This is a genomic window from Mycobacterium lehmannii (assembly GCF_001499925.1).
In the GTDB taxonomy this organism is placed as follows: domain Bacteria; phylum Actinomycetota; class Actinomycetes; order Mycobacteriales; family Mycobacteriaceae; genus Mycobacterium; species Mycobacterium lehmannii.
This window is the reverse complement of the sequence record NZ_LQIR01000021.1, coordinates 39946-57823: the sequence shown is the minus strand read 5'-3', so window position 1 is coordinate 57823 and position 17878 is coordinate 39946. Positions and strand designations below refer to the sequence as shown.

Genomic DNA, 17878 nt, shown 5'->3' with positions numbered 1-17878 from the left:
ACCCGAACGACTCCTGCGCCCACCCGACGAGCAGGAAACCCGCAGCCACAACGACACCGCCACTTCGCCCGAACCCGATGAGGTCAGCCAGCCTGGCGACAGGCAATCGAGCGCCGCGCCGCCCGCACCGACTGACGACAGCGAGCTCGGCGACAGGCAATCGAGCACCGCGCCGCCCGCACCGGCTGACGACAGCGAGCTCGGCGACAGGCAATCGAGCGCCGCCTCGCCCGTCAACGGTGCCGGTGAGCCCGGTGGGCCCGCACCGCCAGGAGATTGGGTGGCCTGACGGCCGCGAATCTCGAGCACCGTATTCCGGCAGAAGAGCTCAGCCTTGCGCCTCGACAGCGACCGGTTGCCATTCCTCCCATGTCTTGAGGCGGCTCTCGTAGTCGGCCTTGGCCAACTGCAGCGGAAGCTCACCGAAAAAGACTCGCAGCGGCGGGTTCTCAGCGTCGACGACCTTGAGCAGAGCCCGCGCCGACGCCTGCGGATCGCCGGGTTTGGCCACACGCTGACTGCGGATCCGGTCGGCTTCCTCGTGCACCTCTTTATAGTCAGGCAACGGCGTCGAGCGGCGAGACGACGAGCCCGCCCAGTCGGTCGAGTAGCCGCCCGGTTCGATCAGCGTGACGTGCACCCCGAACGGGGCCACTTCCTGCGCCAGCGACTGCGAGAAGCCCTCAAGGGCCCACTTCGACGCGTGGTAGATGCCGACGTTCTGGAACGCGACGATCCCGCCGATCGACGACACCTGGATGATGTGCCCGCTGCGCTGGGCCCGCAGATACGGCAGTGCGGCCTGGGTGACCCACAGCGCGCCGAAGACGTTCGTCTCGATCTGATCGCGCGCCTCCTGTTCGGTCACCTCCTCGATGAAGCCGAAGTGCCCGTAGCCGGCGTTGTTGACGACGATGTCGAGCCGGCCGAAGTGGTCGTGGGCCTGCTTGACCGCGGCGAAATCCGCCTCGCGATCGGTGACGTCCAACGCCAGGGGCAGCAACGCGTCGCCGTATCTCTCGACGAGATCGTCCAGTGAGGAGACGTTGCGCGCCGTCGCCGCGACCTTGTCGCCGCGCTCGAGCGCCGCGATCGTCCACTCGCGCCCAAAGCCCCGCGACGTTCCGGTGATGAACCAAACCTTTTCGCTCATGCTCCCTATATCTCCTCTGGACGGACTCCGCATTCCCGCTTCAAGCATCTTCACAGCTACGGTTGCCTCATGAGCCGCGCGACGCTGGAGAAAGACCCCCGCGATGTGGCGTCGATGTTCGACGCGGTGGCCCGGCGTTACGACCTCACCAACACTGTCATGTCGCTGGGCCAGGACCGGTTCTGGCGACGGGCCACACGGGCGGCACTGCGCATCGGCCCGCAGGACAAGGTGCTCGACCTGGCGGCAGGCACGGCCGTGTCGACGGTCGAGTTGGCCACCTCGGGGGCGTGGTGTGTGGCCGCGGACTTCTCGGTCGGCATGCTGGCCGCGGGCGCCTCGCGGGACGTGCCCAAGGTGGCCGGTGACGCCACCCGACTGCCCTTCGGCGACGGTGTGTTCGACGCGGTGACGATCAGCTTCGGTCTACGCAACGTCGTCGACCACGTAGCGGGGCTGCGCGAGATGGCGCGCGTCACCCGTCCCGGCGGACGGCTGGTGGTGTGCGAGTTCTCCACACCGACGAACCGATTGTTCGCGACGGTGTACAAGGAGTACCTGATGCAGGCGCTGCCGAGAATCGCTCGGGCGGTCTCGTCCAACCCGGACGCCTACGTCTACCTCGCCGAGTCGATCCGCGCATGGCCCGATCAGACGCAGCTGGCCCATCAAATCGCCGACGCCGGATGGTCCTCGGTGCGCTGGCGCAACCTCAGCGGCGGCATCGTCGCACTGCACGCCGCCACCAAACCCCAGCGCTGACGACAACATCGCACGCACGAAAACCATCGCCCACCCGGCGTGTCGCACGCTGTTGTGACGAGAATCACCATTAACTTGTTGCGACAACGGGGTCCGCGAATGAGGCGGTGGCGGAATGTCGGGTGGGGTCGGATCGCGACGGGTGTCGCGCCGGACGTTCGTGATGGGCACCGCAACCGCGGCCGCCCTGATGGCGATGCCGCCGACGGCACGCGCGGCACCGGGCAAGTCGGTCGCCGTTTTCGGGGCGGGTATTGCGGGGCTCACCGCCGCTCACGAACTTGTCGAGCGCGGCTACACGGTGACCGTCTACGAGCGCAAGGCGCTCGGCGGCAAAGCCAGGTCGATTCCTGTACCGAACTCCGGTGTGACACCGTTGCCCGCCGAACACGGCTTCCGGTTCTTCCCCGGCTTCTACCGCAACGTCACCGACACGATGCGACGAGTCCCGTTCCCCGGCAACCGAAACGGCACCTGGGACAACCTGACCCGCGCGACGTCATATCTGCACTCCGGACTCGGGCGCCACGACCTGACGATCCCGCTTCCGTTCCCGCTGCCGATGATCCCGAATCCGATCACCCCGAAGGCGTTCATCGACTCGGTGGCGACGGTGTTCGAGACGCTGTTCCAGTTGCCGCCGTGGGAAGCGGTCTACGCGGCGCAGAAGCTCGCCGTCTACGTCACCAGCAGCACCGAACGCAAACTCGGGCAATGGGAGCACATGACGTGGGAGGACTACATCGGCGCGAACAGGAAGTCGCCGGAGTACAACCGGTATCTCGCCGACGGCATCATCCGCAACCTCGCCGCATCGAAATCCAAAGACGCGAGCGCACATTCGATCGGTCTGGTCGGCGAAGCCTCTGTCTGGTCGATCCTGCTTCTCGGAAACGACTCCGACAACAAGGGATTCGACCGCGTACTCAACGGGCCGACCAGCTCGCAGTGGCTCGACCCGTGGGTCGACCACCTGCGTGCGCAAGGCGTGACCTTCCGCGTCGGTGAGGCCCTGGCCCGCCTCACACCGAACGGCAGGCACATCGAATCCGCCACCGTCGTCAGCACCAGCGGAGTACCACGCCAGGTCACCGCCGACTGGTATGTCTCCGCGATCCCGTGTGAAAAGCTCGCCGCCGTGCTCACCGCCGATGTGCTCGAGGCCGACCCGCAACTGGCGAACATCGCCTTGCTGCGCACCGAGTGGATGAACGGCCTGATGTTCTACCTCAAGGAACGGGTCGACGTCACCAAGGGGCACGTCAACTACGTCGACTCCGGATGGGCCATCACCTCGATCAGCGAGGAGCAGTTCTGGAAGAAGAGCCTGACGAACTACGGCGACGGCACCGTCAAAGACTGTCTGTCCGCGATCATCTCGGACTGGACCACGCCCGGCAACTTCAACCGTCGAAGCGCGCGGGACTGCACACCGCAGGAGATCGCCAGTGAGGCCTGGGCTCAGATCAAGGCGCACCTCAACGACACCGACAGGGTCGTCGACGACGCGATGCTGCACTCCTGGTTTCTCGACCCCGCGATCATCGACCCGGGCACACCGGATGTGCGAAACGACGAACCGTTGTTCATCCAGGACCCCGGCTCGTGGAACCGTCGCCCCACCGCGGTCACCGGTATCGACAACCTGTTTTTGGCCGGCGAATGGATCAAGACCGACCAGAACGTCACGACCATGGAGGGCGCCAACGAGGGCGGCCGCTACGCAGCCAACGGCGTGCTGCAGGCGTCGGGTTACAACGGGGACATGGTGAAGATCGTCGAATTATTCCAGGCGCCGTGGTGGGTGCCGTTCAAGAACGCCGACCGGGCTCGCTACCGCGCCGGTCTTCCGCATCTGCTCGACATCGTCGACACGCGGTGGCCGACGCGGCGGTAACCGGAAACCGGGTTCAGTCCCGGCGATCGCGCGCTACGGTCTGGACATGTACGGACGCCTGACCGACCCGGACCGCACGCTGGCAACCGACCCCCGTTCCGACCCCCGAATGGTCAAGGCGTTCGCGCAGTTCGGTCTCGAGGGCCGACTGCCCGCGGTACCGCTGAGCGTCGACTCCCCGCTCGAGGACCGCATCGCCTTCGCGACGATGAGCGAGGAGGGGATGGGCGCGATCCTCGAAGCGCTGGGCAAGGATCTGCCCACCGTCTCCGGGGTGGCCACATCGACGACGACGATCACCGGACCCGACGGCAACGACATCACGCTCTACATCAGCCGCCCAGAGGACGACGCCGGCGGCCCGCTGCCCGCCGTCGTCCATCTGCACGGGGGCGGTATGGCGATCGGCAGCGCGGCCGACATCGGCTACATGAGGATGCGTGAATACCTCGCCGCCACAGGGCTCGTCGTGGTCGGTGTGGAGTTCCGCAACTCCGGCGGCAAACTCGGCCCGCACCCATACCCCGCCGGTCTCAACGACTGCGCGGCCGCGGTGCGCTGGGTGGCCGCCAACCGCACAGAACTCGGTGTCAGCCACCTGATCGTGTCGGGGGAGTCCGGCGGCGGCAACCTCACACTGACCGTGGCGCACAAGGCCAAACGGGAGGATTGGCTGCACGAGATCGCCGGGTGCTACGCGCAGTGCCCGTACATCTCCAACCGCTGGCTCGACGAGTGCGAGGACCTGCCCTCACTGGCGGAGAACGACGAGTACTTCGTCAGCCGCCACCAACTCGCGCTGCTCGGTTCGATCTACAACCCCGACGGCTCTCACGCCGGCGACGCCACGTGCTGGGCTGCCGTTGCGACCGACGAGGAACTCAGTGGGCTTCCGCCACATGTCATTTCGGTCAACGAACTGGACCCGCTGCGCGACGAGGGCCTCGCCTACTACCGCCGCCTGCTCCGCGCGGGCGTTTCCGCGGTCGGCCGGGTGGTGGCGGGCACCTGCCATGGCGGCGACCTACTGTGTGGGGCTTATATGCCCGAGGTGTTCGACGCATCCATCCGCGACGTCAGCGGGTTCGCGAAATCGCTAGGTTAGTCGTCGATGTCGATCGCCGCTTGCTGGCCGCCGCCTGTTGCCGGGGCGGTGTTGACGACCGGCAGGGGCGGTTCGGACTTGGCGTTCGAGGACGGCTTGCCGGTGGCCCCTCGATACGGTGTGCACACACCGACGAAAGGCACGTCCTGACAGGGCCCCTGCGGCAGAGCGGGTGCGACGGGGGCGGAGAGAAGCGCGGCAGCCGCGACCGCGATCGCGGCAACTGCCGATCGAACCGTCACACCGAGCATCGTGGTTTCCTTCCGCCGATGCATATATGAACGCCGCTGTGCTCCAGGATAATCCCCGTAGGACGCCAAAAACAGGTCGTCTAGCTGGGCTTACAGTTAGCCTGGTTACGAAATTTGATCGCTGCGGGCATCCCACACGCGTTCCGTATGCGGGCCCACATCGGGGTCGTGCGTTTGCTGAAAGTTGCGCCCACCGCGTGCGTAGGTCGCGAGAACCGCTGCGGGAACGTCGGATTCGAGGATGGGTTCGCTGAGCCAGCGGCACGGCCGCACGTGAACCAGGTCGACAGCGGCGGCCTCGTCGGTGTCGTCACGGCGGTACGGGCCTTCGATCCGGCCCAACCAGAAAAGGCCATCCGCATCGCGTGTCCACACGAACGACCCGTCCTCGATATCGGCGAACCGGTCCACCCGGCGAGCCAGCCGCTCACCGAAACCCGCGTCGCCGAAACCGACGACCCCCACCGACAACGCCCGATCGAGCGACGCCTGCGGGTCGATGTCATCGCGGCGGGATCGCATCGGAGCCCGGTACACGGCGGTCATCCGCGATATTCTGCCTGCGACATGGAGACGTTCAAGCGCTATCTGATGTTTCAGGGCATGATGTTCGTCTTCGGCATCGTCGGCCCGATCTTCCTCGTCTTGTACTTCGCGTCCCAACCGGACCCCACGGTGCGGTGGGCGTACTGGATCGGGCTGTTCATCACCGCGGCCGACATTCTGATTGCCTTGAGGCTCACGGCTTCTACGCAGACGAACCGGGATCCCGCGCACACCCGCATCGCCCTCAAGCTCGCTGAGCGGCGTCGTCGCGACTGACTAACTGAACGGTGTGCGGGTATCGATACGCCCCGACAGCAGGCCCGCTGCGCGCCAAACCCGGGCGGTCCAGTCCTCGTCCTCGTCGGTGACGAAGTTGCCCATCACCCGCACCGCGATGTTCATCAGCGTCTCCGACCGCATGGCGAGCGGCCCGGTCGACGGCAGGAACCGCGGGAACGTCAGCAGTAGCGCGAGCCGCCGGGCCACCGAGAATCCGCGCGCATAGTGCGCCGTCAGCACGGCGGGCCACGCCTGCGAGAGATCGCCGGTGCCCAGCAGTTCGGCGGCCAGCCTGCCGGTTTCGAGGCCGTAGTCGATGCCTTCGCCGTTGAGCGGGTTCACGCAGGCGGCCGCGTCGCCGATCAGCATCCAGTTCGGTCCGGCCACACCCGACACGGCGCCGCCCATCGGCAGCAGCGCGGACAGGCCGGCGCGCGGTTCCCCGACAAAGCCCCATTCCTCACGACGTAACTCGGTGTAATACGACATCAGCGGCCGCAGCGCGGCGTCTGCCGGGCGCTTGGCCGTCGCGAGCGCCCCGACGCCGATGTTCACCTCCCCATTGCCCAGCGGGAAGATCCAGCCGTATCCGGGCAGCACCGCACCCTCGGGCGAGCGCAGCTCCAGGTGTGAGGTGATCCACGGTTCGCTTGCGCGCGGTGTGGCGATGTAACCGCGGATCGCCACGCCGTACACCGTCTCCTGATGCCATTCGCGGCCCAGCACGCGGCCCAGCGTCGAGCGGGCTCCGTCGGCGACAATCAGCTCGCCGCAGCCGATCTCGGCTCCCGAGTCGAGGATCACCGCCTCCACGCGCCCCGAGGCGTCACGGCGCACGTCGACGGCTTTCACGCCGAGCATCATCTTCGCGCCGTCGTCGACGGCGACCATGCGGATGCGGTCGTCGAGTTCGGTGCGGGGGACCGCGCTCGACGTCGAGGGGAACGACGGCCCCGGCCATTCGATCTCGACGTCGGCCCCGAATCCGGACATCCGCAGTCCGCGGTGCTGCACCCGGTCATCCAGCCACGGCCCGAGTCCGAGGCGGCGCATCTCCAGCACCGCGCGCGGGGTCAGCCCGTCACCGCAGGCCTTGTCGCGCGGGAACTGCGCCTTGTCGATGACGAGGACGTCGCGGCCGTTGCGCGCGGCCCACGCTGCGGCGGCCGAACCCGCGGGCCCGGCCCCGACGACGACCACGTCCCCTCGGGTTTCCATGGTTCCCAGTATGTTGGCAGGGTGAGGACGCCAGCGACGGTGGTAGCCGGGGTGGACTTCGGAGATCCCGAATTCGCGCAGGAAGTGCGCGACGGGGTCGCCCGCATCGAAGACCTGATGGCCACTGAGCTCGGCAAAGCCGACGAGCTGATGGCCGAAGCGGTACAGCACCTGTTTCAGGCCGGCGGGAAGCGGTTCCGTCCGCTGTTCACGGTGCTCTCAGCCCGGCTGGGTCCGGACCCGGATGCGTGGCAGGTCACCGTCGCGGGCGCGGTCATCGAACTGGTCCACCTCGCGACGCTGTACCACGACGACGTGATGGACGAAGCGCAGGTCCGCCGCGGTGCCGACAGCGCCAACGCGCGCTGGGGCAACAACATCGCGATCCTGGCCGGCGACTACCTGTTCGCCACCGCCTCGCGCCTGGTGAGCAGGCTCGGGCCGGACGCCGTGCGCATCATCGCCGACACCTTCGCCCAGCTGGTCACGGGCCAGATGCGGGAAACCCGCGGCGCGGCCGAGCACGTCGACTCCGTCGAGCACTACCTGAAGGTCGTCTACGAGAAGACCGCATGCCTGATCGCGGCGTCCGGCCGGTTCGGGGCGACGTTCTCCGGCGCCGACGAAGAGCAGATCGAGCGGCTGAGCCGGCTGGGCGGCATCGTCGGCACGGCATTCCAGATCTCCGACGACATCATCGACATCGACAGCGATCCGGACGAGTCGGGCAAGGTGCCGGGCACCGACCTGCGCGAGGGCGTGCACACGCTGCCGGTGCTGTACGCGTTGCGTGACGACGGTCCCGCCGCCGACCGGTTGCGTGAGCTGCTGGCCGGGCCGGTGGAGAACGACGACGACGTGGCCGAGGCGCTGCGGCTGCTGCGGGGCTCGCCGGGCATGGCGAAGGCCAAGCAGACCGTCGCGCAGTACGCGGTGCAGGCCCGCGAGGAGCTCGCCCAGCTGCCCGAGGGGCCGGGCCGTCAGGCCCTGGCGACCCTGGTGGATTACACGGTCAACCGGCACGGCTGAGCGCCGGAACTTGCGGAGCCCGACTAAGCGTTGACTCAGCGAAGTCTTTCTTTCTGGAGGAGGAAGCGATGACCTGGCATCCGCACGCGAACACCGCCAAGACGTTCGCTCTGCTGGTGGGGTTCTCGGCGCTGATCGTGTTCATCGCCGCGCTGTTCCGCAACACGGCGCTCATCGGCCTGGCGGTGCTGTTCGCCGTCGGCATGAACGCCTACATGTATTTCAACAGCGACAAGATCGCGCTGCGGGCGATGCACGCGCAGCCGGTCACCGAGATGCAGGCGCCGGTGATGTACCGGATCGTCCGTGAGCTGGCCACCACCGCCCGCCAGCCGATGCCGCGGCTGTACATCAGCGACACCGACGCGCCGAACGCGTTCGCCACCGGGCGCAATCCGCGTAACGCCGCGGTGTGCTGTACAACCGGCATCCTGCAGATCCTCAACGAACGCGAACTGCGGGCGGTGCTCGGCCACGAACTGTCGCACGTCTACAACCGCGACATCCTGATCTCGAGCGTCGCGGGCGCGATGGCCGCGGTCATCACCGCGCTCGCCAACCTCGCCTACTTCGCGACGATGTTCGGCGGTAACCGCGAGGGCACGAATCCCTTTGCGATCCTGTTGGTTTCGATGCTCGGCCCCATCGCGGCGATGGTGATCAAGATGGCGGTGTCGCGGTCGCGGGAGTACCAGGCCGACCAGACCGGCGCGGAGTTGACGGGCGATCCGCTGGCGTTGGCCAGTGCGCTGCGCAAGATCAGCGCCGGCGTCGAGCAGGCGCCGCTGCCGCCCGACCCCAAGCTGGCCGATCAGGCGCACCTGATGATCGCCAACCCGTTCCGTGCGGGCGAGAAGATCGGCAAGCTGTTCTCGACGCACCCGCCGATCGGCGACCGCATCGCCCGCCTGGAGTCGATGGCCGGCCGCGGCCCGGGTTACTACTGACGCCTCACCGGTCAGGATCTGTCAGCCGCAGCTCGACCATCGGCAGGGCGGTGTTCTCGGTCGTGATCGGTGCGCCCAAGGTCGATTCGAGGACCGGCTTCATCGTCTCCCACGCCCGGCGGTGCCGGTCGACGTAACGACGCAGCGCGGCGTCAGCCTCGCCGATGCTGAGCGGACGTGCGATCGCGGGCATCGACGCCCGGGTCCCCACGGACACCTTCACCCGGGGCTCGGCCTCGACGTTCTTGTACCACTGCGCCCGAGTTCCGAAGCCGGACGCGACGATGTAAGCGTCCTGGTCAGGACGGTCGAGCACCTCGAGGAGCACTTGCCGGGTATGCCCCGACTTGCGGCCGACATGTTCGAGCAACAGGATCCGCGAGCCGAAGACAAATCCGAGGCGAGCTCGATACAGCCCGATTGGGGCCCGCATCAGCCGACGTGACCGCAGAGCCTTGACGCCTGCACCGACCAACACGTCCGAGGCTGTGCGACCCAGGTTCGAAAGCGCACGCATCGAAATCCTCCTTTGCTGTTCGTATGCGCCACCCGTGCGAGTGCGCTGTGTGAGCGGCCCGCAGAGTCCTTGTCTGCGTGCGTCAAAGGGGAGTAGAACCGACAGTACGGACCACCTCGACGGACGGCGAACCCCAACGGAAGGGCGGTAGGTCGGTATGTCACCGGCGATGTCGTTGAGCGGGCCTGCCCGGTTGGAACAGCGGGTCGCGCGAATCTGCGCGCGGGCTCACGATCCGCTCGAACTATTGGCTGCGGTGGCCACCGCCGTGAGGGCCGAGATCTCATACGCCGCTGCGGGCTGGCTGCTCACCGACCCTGACACTCTGCTCATCACCGGGGTGCACGCCGAGAACGTCACACGTCAGCAGAACCTCGCTCTCATCGAATGCGAGTTGACCATTGACGACGTGAACAAGTTCGTCGACCTCGCGCGGCGGGATGTCCCGGCGGCGTCGCTCGGCATCGAAACCGCCGGTGACCTGAGCCGCAGCGCGCGGTGGTCGAAGATCTACCAGCCCAACGGTTATGGCGACGAGATGCGCGGCGTCTTCAATTCCGGGTCGGCCACCTGGGGGCACTTCTGCCTGACCCGGCGGGCCGAGGATGCATTCTTCACCGAAGGCGAGGTCGCGACGATGGCGAGGCTCTGCCCGCACGTGGCCAACGGCATCCGGGCATCCCTTCAACTTGGCGAGAAGCCCGCGGTAAGTGTTGCCGCAGCACCCGCACTGCTGATGCTCGCCGACGACGGCAGCATCGAGTCGATGACACCGCAGGTCACGGAGTGGCTGGGTCCGGTCGAGGACGAACGTCTGGAAAGCACCATCGTGCTGCACGAGGTCGCCCACCAGGCACGTGTTCTCGCCGAAACCGGTGTCGGTGAGCCGGCGATGGCGCGCACCAGAGCGCGCTCGGGTGACTGGCTCGTGGTGCGGGCAGTCCGTATGGAGCGAGATGGGTCGCAAACTGGTTGCACCGCAGTGGTTTTGGAACAGGCGCGGCGTTCGGACATTGCGCCGCTGCTGGTTCACTTGAGCCAGCTGACCCGTCGTGAGAAGGAGATCGCCCAGCTGCTGTTGACCGGCATGTCCACCAGGGAGATCGCCGGCCGGCTGTGGATCACCGCCGAGACGCTGCGCGGTCACGTCAAGGCAATCTTCGCCAAGCTCGGTGTGAACAGCCGTCCGGAGCTTGCGGCACTACTCTCGCAAGATCTCGTCCTTCGGCGATGACTCAAGCTCAGAAGCCGCCAGCTGCCCGGCGATGTCGTCGGCTACCCGTCTGGCGAGCGTTCCCACGAATTTGGTCAGCCCCGGCCGGTACACGTAGCCGACGAAGCGAAGGCCCGGCAACACCTCGCCGCCACGCCCGTCACGCGGCATGCCTCGCTGCTCGAGGACATCGAGGTGAGAGACCATGGCGTCCAGCCCCGTTCGGTACCCCGTGGCCGCGACGATGGAGTCGACCTGGACGGTTGTGCCGTCAGCCAGGACCGCCCCATCGGGTTGCAGTCGGTCGACGGCTGCTACCACACGCAGCGAACCGTCGCGGATCGCGTCGACCACTTGACGGTCGACGATCGCCGTTCCGGCGCCGCGGCGTTTGAGTCCGGCGATCGGCCCCTCCGGCGGCGTGGAGAACCCGAAATCGCTGAGATCGCCGATGATTCCGCGCTGCACGGCGAGCAATACTTTGTCGACGAGGCCGGCGGGCAGCCGGAGAAAGAGCGGCATCGGCAGGTCGAAGGGCAACCCGCCGAGTTCGCGAAGAAGGATGTTCGGCGGAGTGCGCACCGCCAGCAGCACCTCTGGGCAACCCGAGCGGCTCAACTCGTGCGCGATCTCGAGTCCGCTGGAACCGGCACCCGCGACCAACACACGCTGGCCGGAGAACGGGTCGGCGTTGCGGTAGTGCGCGGCGTGCACGACCTGCCCGGCGAAGCGATCGTCGGCTGCCCAGTCGGGCAGAGCGGGCTGATTGAAGATGCCCGTGGCGACCACGACATGGCGCGCCCTGCGCGGCCCGCCGTTGGTTTCAACGTTCCAGCCGCCGTCGGGCGCCTGGTCGAGCCGCTGCACGTCGACCCCGAACTCGACGGTCACATGATGGCGTCCGGCGTACGTCTGCAGATATTCGACGTACTGGTCGCGGGTCGCAAACTGCCCGAAGCGGCGCGGGAACGGAGCGCCGGGCAAGGCCGAGTTGCGCCGGCAGGTGTTGAACCGTAGGGCGTCGTAGCGGCCGGACCAGGCGGCGCCGATCTGCCCGCCGCGCTCGACGACGGTCACATCGATCCCTCGCGCATGCAATTCTGCGGCGCAGGACAAGCCGGCCGGGCCGCTGCCGATCACCAGCACGGTGTGCGCGGTTCGCATTCGGTTCCTCCGTGACGTTGCCTGACTACAGCGTCGGCCGAAGCCGCGCTCGGCACCACCCCACAGGTGGGGGGTCCACAGCCGGCGGGGTCGGCGTCGGTAACAGCGTGCCGACCTGCGGCGATGTGATTCGTATGCTGCGAGGATCCGCCGCACCCCTTAGGGTGTGGACCGTGCTGAACCGGGTGTTGATCGGCGTCGTCGGGTCCGCGGGGGCGGCCATGATCGGTGCGCAAGGTATCGCCGTAGCTCAACCGTCCGAACCACCGCCGCCACCAGCGCCGAACGTCAATGCGCTCGCACCGGTGAAGCTGTCGGAGTTCGCGAAGATGGACGGCCACTGGTACGCGTTCAAGACGCCGGACGGGTTGACGTGCGTCCTGCAGCGCAACGGCGGTTACGGCTGCAGCGGCGCGATCCCCGCGGCACCGGACGGCGCGAACTTCGTCAGCGGCGGCCCGGGGGTTCCGCAGTTCTCCGCGACGACGGCCGATGTGTTCGCCGTCGTCGGCGACGCCAAGCCACTTCCGGCCGGTTCGCGGATCAGCTTCCAGACCGTCAGCTGCGGCAGCGACGGCGGTGTGACCACGTGCTCGGACAGCCGCAACCAGTCCGGCTTCGTGTTGTCCCCCGCGGGCAGCTACATCATCAACGGCGGCAGGGATCCGTTGCTCGAGCGGCCCGAGGGCACCAACCCCTTCTTCAACTGAGCGCTAGAACCCCGCGCCGTGCACCTCGTGCCCGGGCTTTTCGACCATCAGGCCGCGGTAGGCCTCTTCGACACTGGAGCCGTGGTTGACCACGGCGTCGACCTCGCGAGCGATCGGCATCGAAATCCCGTACTGGTCAGCGAATTCCATGATGACGCTGGCGGCCTTGACGCCCTCGGCGACCTGGTTCATCGACGCGATGATCTCGTCAATCGGCTTGCCCGCGCCCAACTGCTCGCCGACGTGGCGGTTGCGGCTGCGCTGGCTGGTGCACGTGACGATCAAGTCACCGATGCCGGCCAGGCCGGCGAATGTGTCGCGGTGCCCGCCGGTCGCCTCGCCGAGTTTGGACATCTCGCGGATCGCGCGGGCCATCACCATCGCCCGTGTGTTCTCGCCGATACCGAGTGAGTAGCCCATGCCGACCGCGATCGCGTAGACGTTCTTCAACGCCCCGGCCATCTCCACGCCGACCACGTCGTCGGTGGTGTAGGTGCGAAACCGCTTGGTGCGGAACAGTCGTGCCAGGTCCGCCGCGAGTTGCTGGTCGGGCATGGCGAGCACCGCGGCGGCGGCGTACCCCTCGGCCACCTCGCGCGCGATGTTCGGCCCGGCCAGAATGCCGGCCGGATGTCCGGGCAGCACCTCGGAGACGACCTGGCTCATCCGATAGTTGGTGCCCTGCTCGAGACCCTTGACCAGCGACACCACCGGGACCCACGGCCGCAGCTCCCTGGCCAGTTCGGTGAGCACGGCGCGGAAGCCGTGTGACGGCACGCCCATGACGATGACGTCGGCGCACGACGCCGCCTCGGAAAAGTCCGTCGTCGCCTTCAGACCGTCCGGAAGCTCGACCTCGTTGCCCAGGTACTTCGAGTTGCGGTGGTTGTCGTTGATGTCATCGGCGGTCTCCGCAGAGCGCACCCACTGCAGCGTCGGCCCGCGGCGGGCGCAGATGGACGCCACGGTGGTGCCCCAGGAGCCTCCACCGAGAACGACGACTTGAGGTACACGTTGCGCAGGTGCCATGCCGATCAGGGTAGGTCGGACGGCCCAAAACCAGGGCGTATTCGGAAACGACGGCCCAGTGTGCGCGCCGATTTCTGCGGCAGGGCCGTGCTTGACCGGTTGGGCCCGACCCTCAGGCAGAAGTGGGCGCACTCACGCTAGGTGGGTCCGAGCGCTTAGCGGTAGTTGACGAACTGCAGCGCCACCTCGAGGTCGGCGCCTTTGAGCAGCCCGATCACCGCCTGCAGATCGTCGCGCTTCTTGCTGCTGACGCGGATCTCCTCACCCTGGATCTGCGCCTTGACGCCCTTGGGGCCCTCGTCGCGGATCAGCTTGGTGATCTTCTTGGCCTGCTCGCTCGTGATGCCCTGTTTGATTTGGCCGCTGACCTTGTAGGTCTTGCCCGACGCCTGCGGATCGCCGGCGTCGAACGCCTTCATCGAGATGTCGCGGCGCACGAGCTTCTCCTTGAACACGTCGACGGCGGCCTTGGCGCGCTCCTCGGTGGAGCTGGTGATGACGACCGTCTCCTCGCCCTGCCACTCGATGGACGTGTCGGTGCCGCGGAAGTCGTAGCGGGTGGCCAGCTCCTTGGCGGCCTGGTTCAGCGCGTTGTCCACCTCCTGGCGGTCGACCTTGCTCACGACATCGAACGATGAATCCGCCATGGATCGGTCCTCCTAGATGCTCGACTGAGGGTCTGGTCCCGTTTTCGTCTTCGGACCATCCTCGTTGTACCCTGCAAGTCGCACCAAACCGGGTCACCCGGCGGTGCAGCACCCAGGCAGGTTGCCCGAGCGGCCAATGGGAGCGGACTGTAAATCCGTCGGCTTACGCCTACGCAGGTTCGAATCCTGCACCTGCCACGCTATTCAGGTCGTTTGAGCGGGCCTGATGTGTTATGACCGCTCGCTTCCACCTCCTACGGCAATGCCCGAAGCACCACGCCTCGCTGCCGAGAGCCCTTTAGCGCAGCGAGCGTCTCCTCGGACGGCGCAGCGGTGAGCATGGCGACGAAGTCGTCGAGCAGTGCGCTCACGTGCAACGCGTACGACGCGACCGGTTGTCCGAAAGAGCGATATCGGTGACGGTCGGCGCACGCGTGCACACACATTGCGGAGACCTTGTGGATCCGCTCGTCGCGGATGGCTCGCGGAATGTGCTTGGTGAGATCGCCGACCCTTCGGACGTACTCGCGATGGGACTGCGCGTGCTCCTCCGGTAGCGAGGCCAGCGGGCTGACTGACGAGTCATAGCGCAGTAGCTGTTCGAGGAACGATACGTAGAAGCAATTCTCGTCCTCGGCCATCTCGATGAGCGGCAACTGGTGCGCCTCGACGATGCCCCGTAGGTCATCGGAGCCGGCGCGCGCCGCCAGCAGCCGGCGTCGCTGCGTCAGGTGTTCCAGCCGGTTCAGCAGGATCGCTTGCACCAGAGCCTCTTTGGACCCGAAGTGGTACTGCACCGCCGACTTGTTGGCCATGCCCGCCTCGGTGCCGATTTGACGAAGCGGCACACCGTCGAGACCGCGTTGGGCGAACAGCCGCTCCGCGGTGAGCACCAACTGTTGCTTCGGCGACAGTTCCACTGACACGGACATGGCAAGACAATCTCATACTGGACGGATTAAGTCTAGGGACTTAAAGTGCAGTCATTCGTCTTCACCGAGAGAGGTGCCTGTGAGCACGAACCCGCCTTATCAGGACGTGATGGTCGCCGACCCGGTCGTCGGGCCGGTGTGGGAACGGCCGGGGTTGAGTCGGCGAGACCGCCGGTTCGTCACGCTGACCTGCGTGTGTGCACTCGAAAGCGTCGACCTCATGAACCAGCACATGTACGCCGCACTGGCCAGCGGCGACATCACCTACGAGGAACTGCTCGAATTCGTCTTGCACTTCGCGGTGTACTGCGGCTGGCCGCGGGCGTCGGAAGCCGAAGGCGCGGCACGTAATGAGTGGGTTCGATTAGCAGAAGAGCGGGGTGAGGAAGTACCGCCGAGGCCAGAACTCCCGACGGAATCGCTTGGGCCGACGGATCACGACGTTCGCCTCGACGAGGGTGAGAAGTGCTTCGTCGACGTGAACCTGCTGCCGGCTCCGCCGCGGGACTCGCCGTACTTCCAGGCCGGCATCCTGGCATTCGTCTTCGGCCACCTCTGGCAACGACCGAACCTCGGCCGTCGTGAGCGCCGGTTGATCACGGTCGCTGCGGTCGGGGTGTCCGGTGCGCTCGGGCCGATCTATTCCCATGTCGGGTCGGCCCTGGAGTCCGGCGACATCAGCCGTTCGGAGATGAACGAAGTCATTTTGCAGTTCTCTGCCTACAGCGGATTTCCCAAGGGCCGGGTCCTCCAGACAGCCGCAGACCAGTCGTGGCAGCGCATCGCGGCCGCCATGCCAACCGCCAATGCGAAAGGAGTCTGATGTCGAAGTCACTGGCAGGAAAGGTCGCCTTCATCACCGGCGCGGCGAGAGGGCAGGGCCGTGCGCACGCCGTGCGGTTGGCTCGTGAAGGAGCCGACATCATCGGAGTCGATATCTGCGAGAACATCGCGTCGATGACGTATCCGAATGCCTCGATGGCCGACCTCGACGAAACCGAGAGGCTCGTCGAGAAAGAAGGTCAACGCATGGTGGCGCGCAAAGGCGATGTTCGGAGCTATCGCGACATGCTAACCGCGGTGGATGCCGGCGTTGAGCAGTTCGGCCGTATCGACATCATCATCGCCAATGCCGGAATCGTCCGTCTAGCAGGCGAATCAGACGATTTCATGCAGGATTGGCAGGATGTGATCGACACCAACCTGACCGGCGTCTACCACACCATCCGAGCCGCGTTGCCCGTCATGCGTGGGGGCAAACAAGGTGGATCGATTGTCATCACAAGCTCCACGGCGGGTCTGAAGGGCACCGCCTCGCTCAACGCCAGCGGAAACGCCTACGCCGCAGCCAAACGCGGCGTGGTCGCACTGATGCAGAACATCGCCAACTACCTTGCCCCCGAATGGATCCGGGTGAACACCATCCACCCCACCGGAGTGCTCAGCGGAATGACGCAGAACGAGGCGATGGACGCGCTGATGGCGCAGGCGGCTGAAGGCGGCCAGAATGCGATCTCGGGCATGGAGAACGCGCTACCGCTGCCCATCCTCCAACCCGAGGATGTCGCCCACGCTGTAGCTTTCCTGGTTTCGGAGGAGGCCAAATTCATCACCGGCATTCAGTGGCCGCTCGACGCAGGCTTCACGGTTCGGTGAGGCAACTGTGAGATCACTGAACGGTGCGACGGCCGTCATCACCGGCGGAGCCAGCGGCATCGGATTGGCGACCGCGCACTCCCTGGCCAAGCGGGGAGCGCGGCTCGTGATTGCCGACATCCACGCCGACAACGCGGATCGGGCAGTGGCGGACATCAGGGCCGACGGCCACACGGCAGAAGCCTTCGTGTGTGATGTCGCCAAGGAGCAGGCATTCGCAGATCTCGGCGAATTCACGCGGCAGCGCTACGGATCGGTCGACATCGTCATGAACAACGTCGGCGTTTTGACCAGCGGCCGACCCGACCATCTCCCGGTCGGCGAATGGGAACGGATCATCAAGATCAACCTGATGTCCGTCGTTCGGAGTAACGCCGTCTTCCTGCCTCAACTCATTTCGCAGGGGCACGGCCATATCGTCAACACCGCCTCGTTCGCCGGGCTCTACACGTATTCCTACGATCGGATTCCGTACGCGGCGACGAAGGCCGCAATTATCCAGATCTCCGAAGGCCTCCGGCTCTACCTGCACCCGCACGGCATCGGCGTCACCGTAGTGTGTCCGGGTCCGGTGGCGACGAACATCCTCGCGACGATGCCCCCTACCTTCGGGCCAGAGGTCCAGACCGGCCTGCCCGGAGAACAATTCGGCATCCTGCAACCCGAGGAAGTCGGCGAGCAGGTCGCAGAGGCGATTCTCAACGACACCTTCATGGTCTACACCGACGATCAGGTGCGTGATCTCCTCGTCGAGCGCGCGACGGACTGGAACTCCTTCATCGCAAAACAGACCGAGAAGCTGGCTCAACGCTGAGTTCGGCGC

Annotated in this window: 20 protein-coding genes, 1 tRNA gene and 1 pseudogene; 13 read left to right on the top strand and 9 right to left on the bottom strand. The window is 66.5% G+C overall.

Annotated features, from left to right (window positions below):
* Positions 1-289 (top strand): annotated as a pseudogene (locus AU192_RS25700) (hypothetical protein); the annotation flags it as partial.
* A 39-nt stretch (positions 290-328) separates the two neighbouring features.
* On the opposite strand, the gene AU192_RS12735 reads toward AU192_RS25700, so the two are convergent.
* Positions 329-1153 (bottom strand): SDR family oxidoreductase, encoded by an 825-nt coding sequence (locus tag AU192_RS12735; RefSeq protein WP_064396638.1) that lies wholly within the window; start codon positions 1151-1153, stop codon positions 329-331.
* A gap of 69 nt (positions 1154-1222) precedes the next feature.
* On the opposite strand from AU192_RS12735, the gene AU192_RS12730 reads away from it, so the two are divergent.
* From AU192_RS12730 to AU192_RS12720, 3 genes are all read left to right on the top strand, one after another.
* Positions 1223-1915, top strand: coding sequence for a demethylmenaquinone methyltransferase (locus AU192_RS12730; protein WP_064396636.1), 693 nt, complete (start codon positions 1223-1225; stop codon positions 1913-1915).
* Between the two features lie 115 nt (positions 1916-2030).
* Complete coding sequence (locus AU192_RS12725; protein WP_064396634.1) at positions 2031-3812, top strand: hydroxysqualene dehydroxylase; 1782 nt, start codon at positions 2031-2033, stop codon at positions 3810-3812.
* A 46-nt stretch (positions 3813-3858) separates the two neighbouring features.
* Positions 3859-4917 carry an alpha/beta hydrolase gene (locus AU192_RS12720; RefSeq protein WP_064396632.1) on the top strand — a complete coding sequence of 353 codons (1059 nt, stop codon included), beginning with the start codon at positions 3859-3861 and terminating at the stop codon, positions 4915-4917.
* Here the strand turns inward: AU192_RS12720 and AU192_RS12715 are convergent.
* The gene (locus AU192_RS12715; protein ID WP_133148028.1) at positions 4914-5159 is read right to left on the bottom strand and encodes a hypothetical protein; all 246 of its coding nucleotides are present in this window, start codon (positions 5157-5159) and stop codon (positions 4914-4916) included. The genes AU192_RS12720 and AU192_RS12715 overlap by 4 nt on opposite strands.
* Positions 5160-5273: 114 nt before the next feature.
* Positions 5274-5714, bottom strand: a complete 441-nt coding sequence (locus AU192_RS12710) for a hypothetical protein (RefSeq protein WP_064396628.1) — start codon at positions 5712-5714, stop codon at positions 5274-5276.
* A 21-nt stretch (positions 5715-5735) separates the two neighbouring features.
* On the opposite strand from AU192_RS12710, the gene AU192_RS12705 reads away from it, so the two are divergent.
* On the top strand, positions 5736-5990 hold the full coding sequence (locus AU192_RS12705; protein WP_064396626.1) for a hypothetical protein: 255 nt from the start codon (positions 5736-5738) through the stop codon (positions 5988-5990).
* On the opposite strand, the gene menJ is transcribed toward AU192_RS12705, so the two are convergent.
* The gene (menJ, locus tag AU192_RS12700; protein WP_064396624.1) at positions 5991-7211 is read right to left on the bottom strand and encodes a menaquinone reductase; all 1221 of its coding nucleotides are present in this window, start codon (positions 7209-7211) and stop codon (positions 5991-5993) included.
* 21 nt (positions 7212-7232) lie between these two features.
* Between menJ and grcC1 the strand changes: the two genes are divergently transcribed.
* Both grcC1 and htpX read left to right on the top strand, forming a co-directional pair.
* Entirely contained in the window at positions 7233-8240 is a 1008-nt protein-coding gene (gene grcC1 / locus AU192_RS12695; protein ID WP_165593300.1) for a nonaprenyl/(2E,6E)-farnesyl/geranylgeranyl diphosphat synthase, read from the top strand.
* A gap of 68 nt (positions 8241-8308) precedes the next feature.
* Positions 8309-9187 (top strand): zinc metalloprotease HtpX, encoded by an 879-nt coding sequence (gene htpX, locus AU192_RS12690; RefSeq protein ID WP_064396620.1) that lies wholly within the window; start codon positions 8309-8311, stop codon positions 9185-9187.
* 4 nt (positions 9188-9191) lie between these two features.
* Here htpX and AU192_RS12685 read toward each other — a convergent pair whose 3' ends face one another.
* Positions 9192-9704 (bottom strand): nitroreductase family deazaflavin-dependent oxidoreductase, encoded by a 513-nt coding sequence (locus tag AU192_RS12685; RefSeq protein WP_064396618.1) that lies wholly within the window; start codon positions 9702-9704, stop codon positions 9192-9194.
* Between the two features lie 256 nt (positions 9705-9960).
* Between AU192_RS12685 and AU192_RS12680 the strand changes: the two genes are divergently transcribed.
* Positions 9961-10938, top strand: a complete 978-nt coding sequence (locus tag AU192_RS12680; RefSeq protein ID WP_165593299.1) for a helix-turn-helix transcriptional regulator — start codon at positions 9961-9963, stop codon at positions 10936-10938.
* Here AU192_RS12680 and AU192_RS12675 read toward each other — a convergent pair.
* Positions 10906-12081: a flavin-containing monooxygenase gene (locus tag AU192_RS12675; protein WP_064396615.1), complete on the bottom strand. Its 1176-nt coding sequence runs from the start codon at positions 12079-12081 to the stop codon at positions 10906-10908. The genes AU192_RS12680 and AU192_RS12675 overlap by 33 nt on opposite strands.
* Positions 12082-12215: 134 nt before the next feature.
* Here AU192_RS12675 and AU192_RS12670 point away from each other — a divergent pair, with 134 nt between their 5' ends.
* A complete protein-coding gene (locus AU192_RS12670; RefSeq protein WP_064396613.1) occupies positions 12216-12791 on the top strand; it encodes a hypothetical protein in 576 nt (191 codons plus the stop codon).
* 3 nt (positions 12792-12794) lie between these two features.
* Here AU192_RS12670 and AU192_RS12665 read toward each other — a convergent pair whose 3' ends face one another.
* Both AU192_RS12665 and AU192_RS12660 read right to left on the bottom strand, forming a co-directional pair.
* The gene (locus tag AU192_RS12665; RefSeq protein WP_064396611.1) at positions 12795-13820 is read right to left on the bottom strand and encodes an NAD(P)H-dependent glycerol-3-phosphate dehydrogenase; all 1026 of its coding nucleotides are present in this window, start codon (positions 13818-13820) and stop codon (positions 12795-12797) included.
* Positions 13821-13975: 155 nt separating this feature from the next.
* Complete coding sequence (locus AU192_RS12660) at positions 13976-14467, bottom strand: YajQ family cyclic di-GMP-binding protein (RefSeq protein WP_064396608.1); 492 nt, start codon at positions 14465-14467, stop codon at positions 13976-13978.
* A gap of 115 nt (positions 14468-14582) precedes the next feature.
* Here AU192_RS12660 and AU192_RS12655 point away from each other — a divergent pair.
* A tRNA-Tyr gene (locus AU192_RS12655) sits at positions 14583-14665 on the top strand.
* Positions 14666-14721: 56 nt separating this feature from the next.
* Here AU192_RS12655 and AU192_RS12650 read toward each other — a convergent pair.
* Complete coding sequence (locus AU192_RS12650; RefSeq protein WP_064396605.1) at positions 14722-15399, bottom strand: TetR/AcrR family transcriptional regulator; 678 nt, start codon at positions 15397-15399, stop codon at positions 14722-14724.
* A 79-nt stretch (positions 15400-15478) separates the two neighbouring features.
* Here AU192_RS12650 and AU192_RS12645 point away from each other — a divergent pair, with 79 nt between their 5' ends.
* Genes AU192_RS12645 through AU192_RS12635 form a run of 3 tightly spaced genes read left to right on the top strand, consistent with a single transcriptional unit; the run spans position 15479 to position 17869 of the window.
* On the top strand, positions 15479-16222 hold the full coding sequence (locus AU192_RS12645) for a carboxymuconolactone decarboxylase family protein (protein WP_233151475.1): 744 nt from the start codon (positions 15479-15481) through the stop codon (positions 16220-16222).
* The gene (locus AU192_RS12640) at positions 16222-17055 is read left to right on the top strand and encodes a mycofactocin-coupled SDR family oxidoreductase (RefSeq protein ID WP_064396603.1); all 834 of its coding nucleotides are present in this window, start codon (positions 16222-16224) and stop codon (positions 17053-17055) included. The genes AU192_RS12645 and AU192_RS12640 overlap by 1 nt, the downstream gene beginning before the upstream one ends.
* 7 nt (positions 17056-17062) lie before the next feature.
* Positions 17063-17869 (top strand): SDR family NAD(P)-dependent oxidoreductase, encoded by an 807-nt coding sequence (locus AU192_RS12635; protein WP_064396601.1) that lies wholly within the window; start codon positions 17063-17065, stop codon positions 17867-17869.
* Positions 17870-17878: the final 9 nt, after the last annotated feature.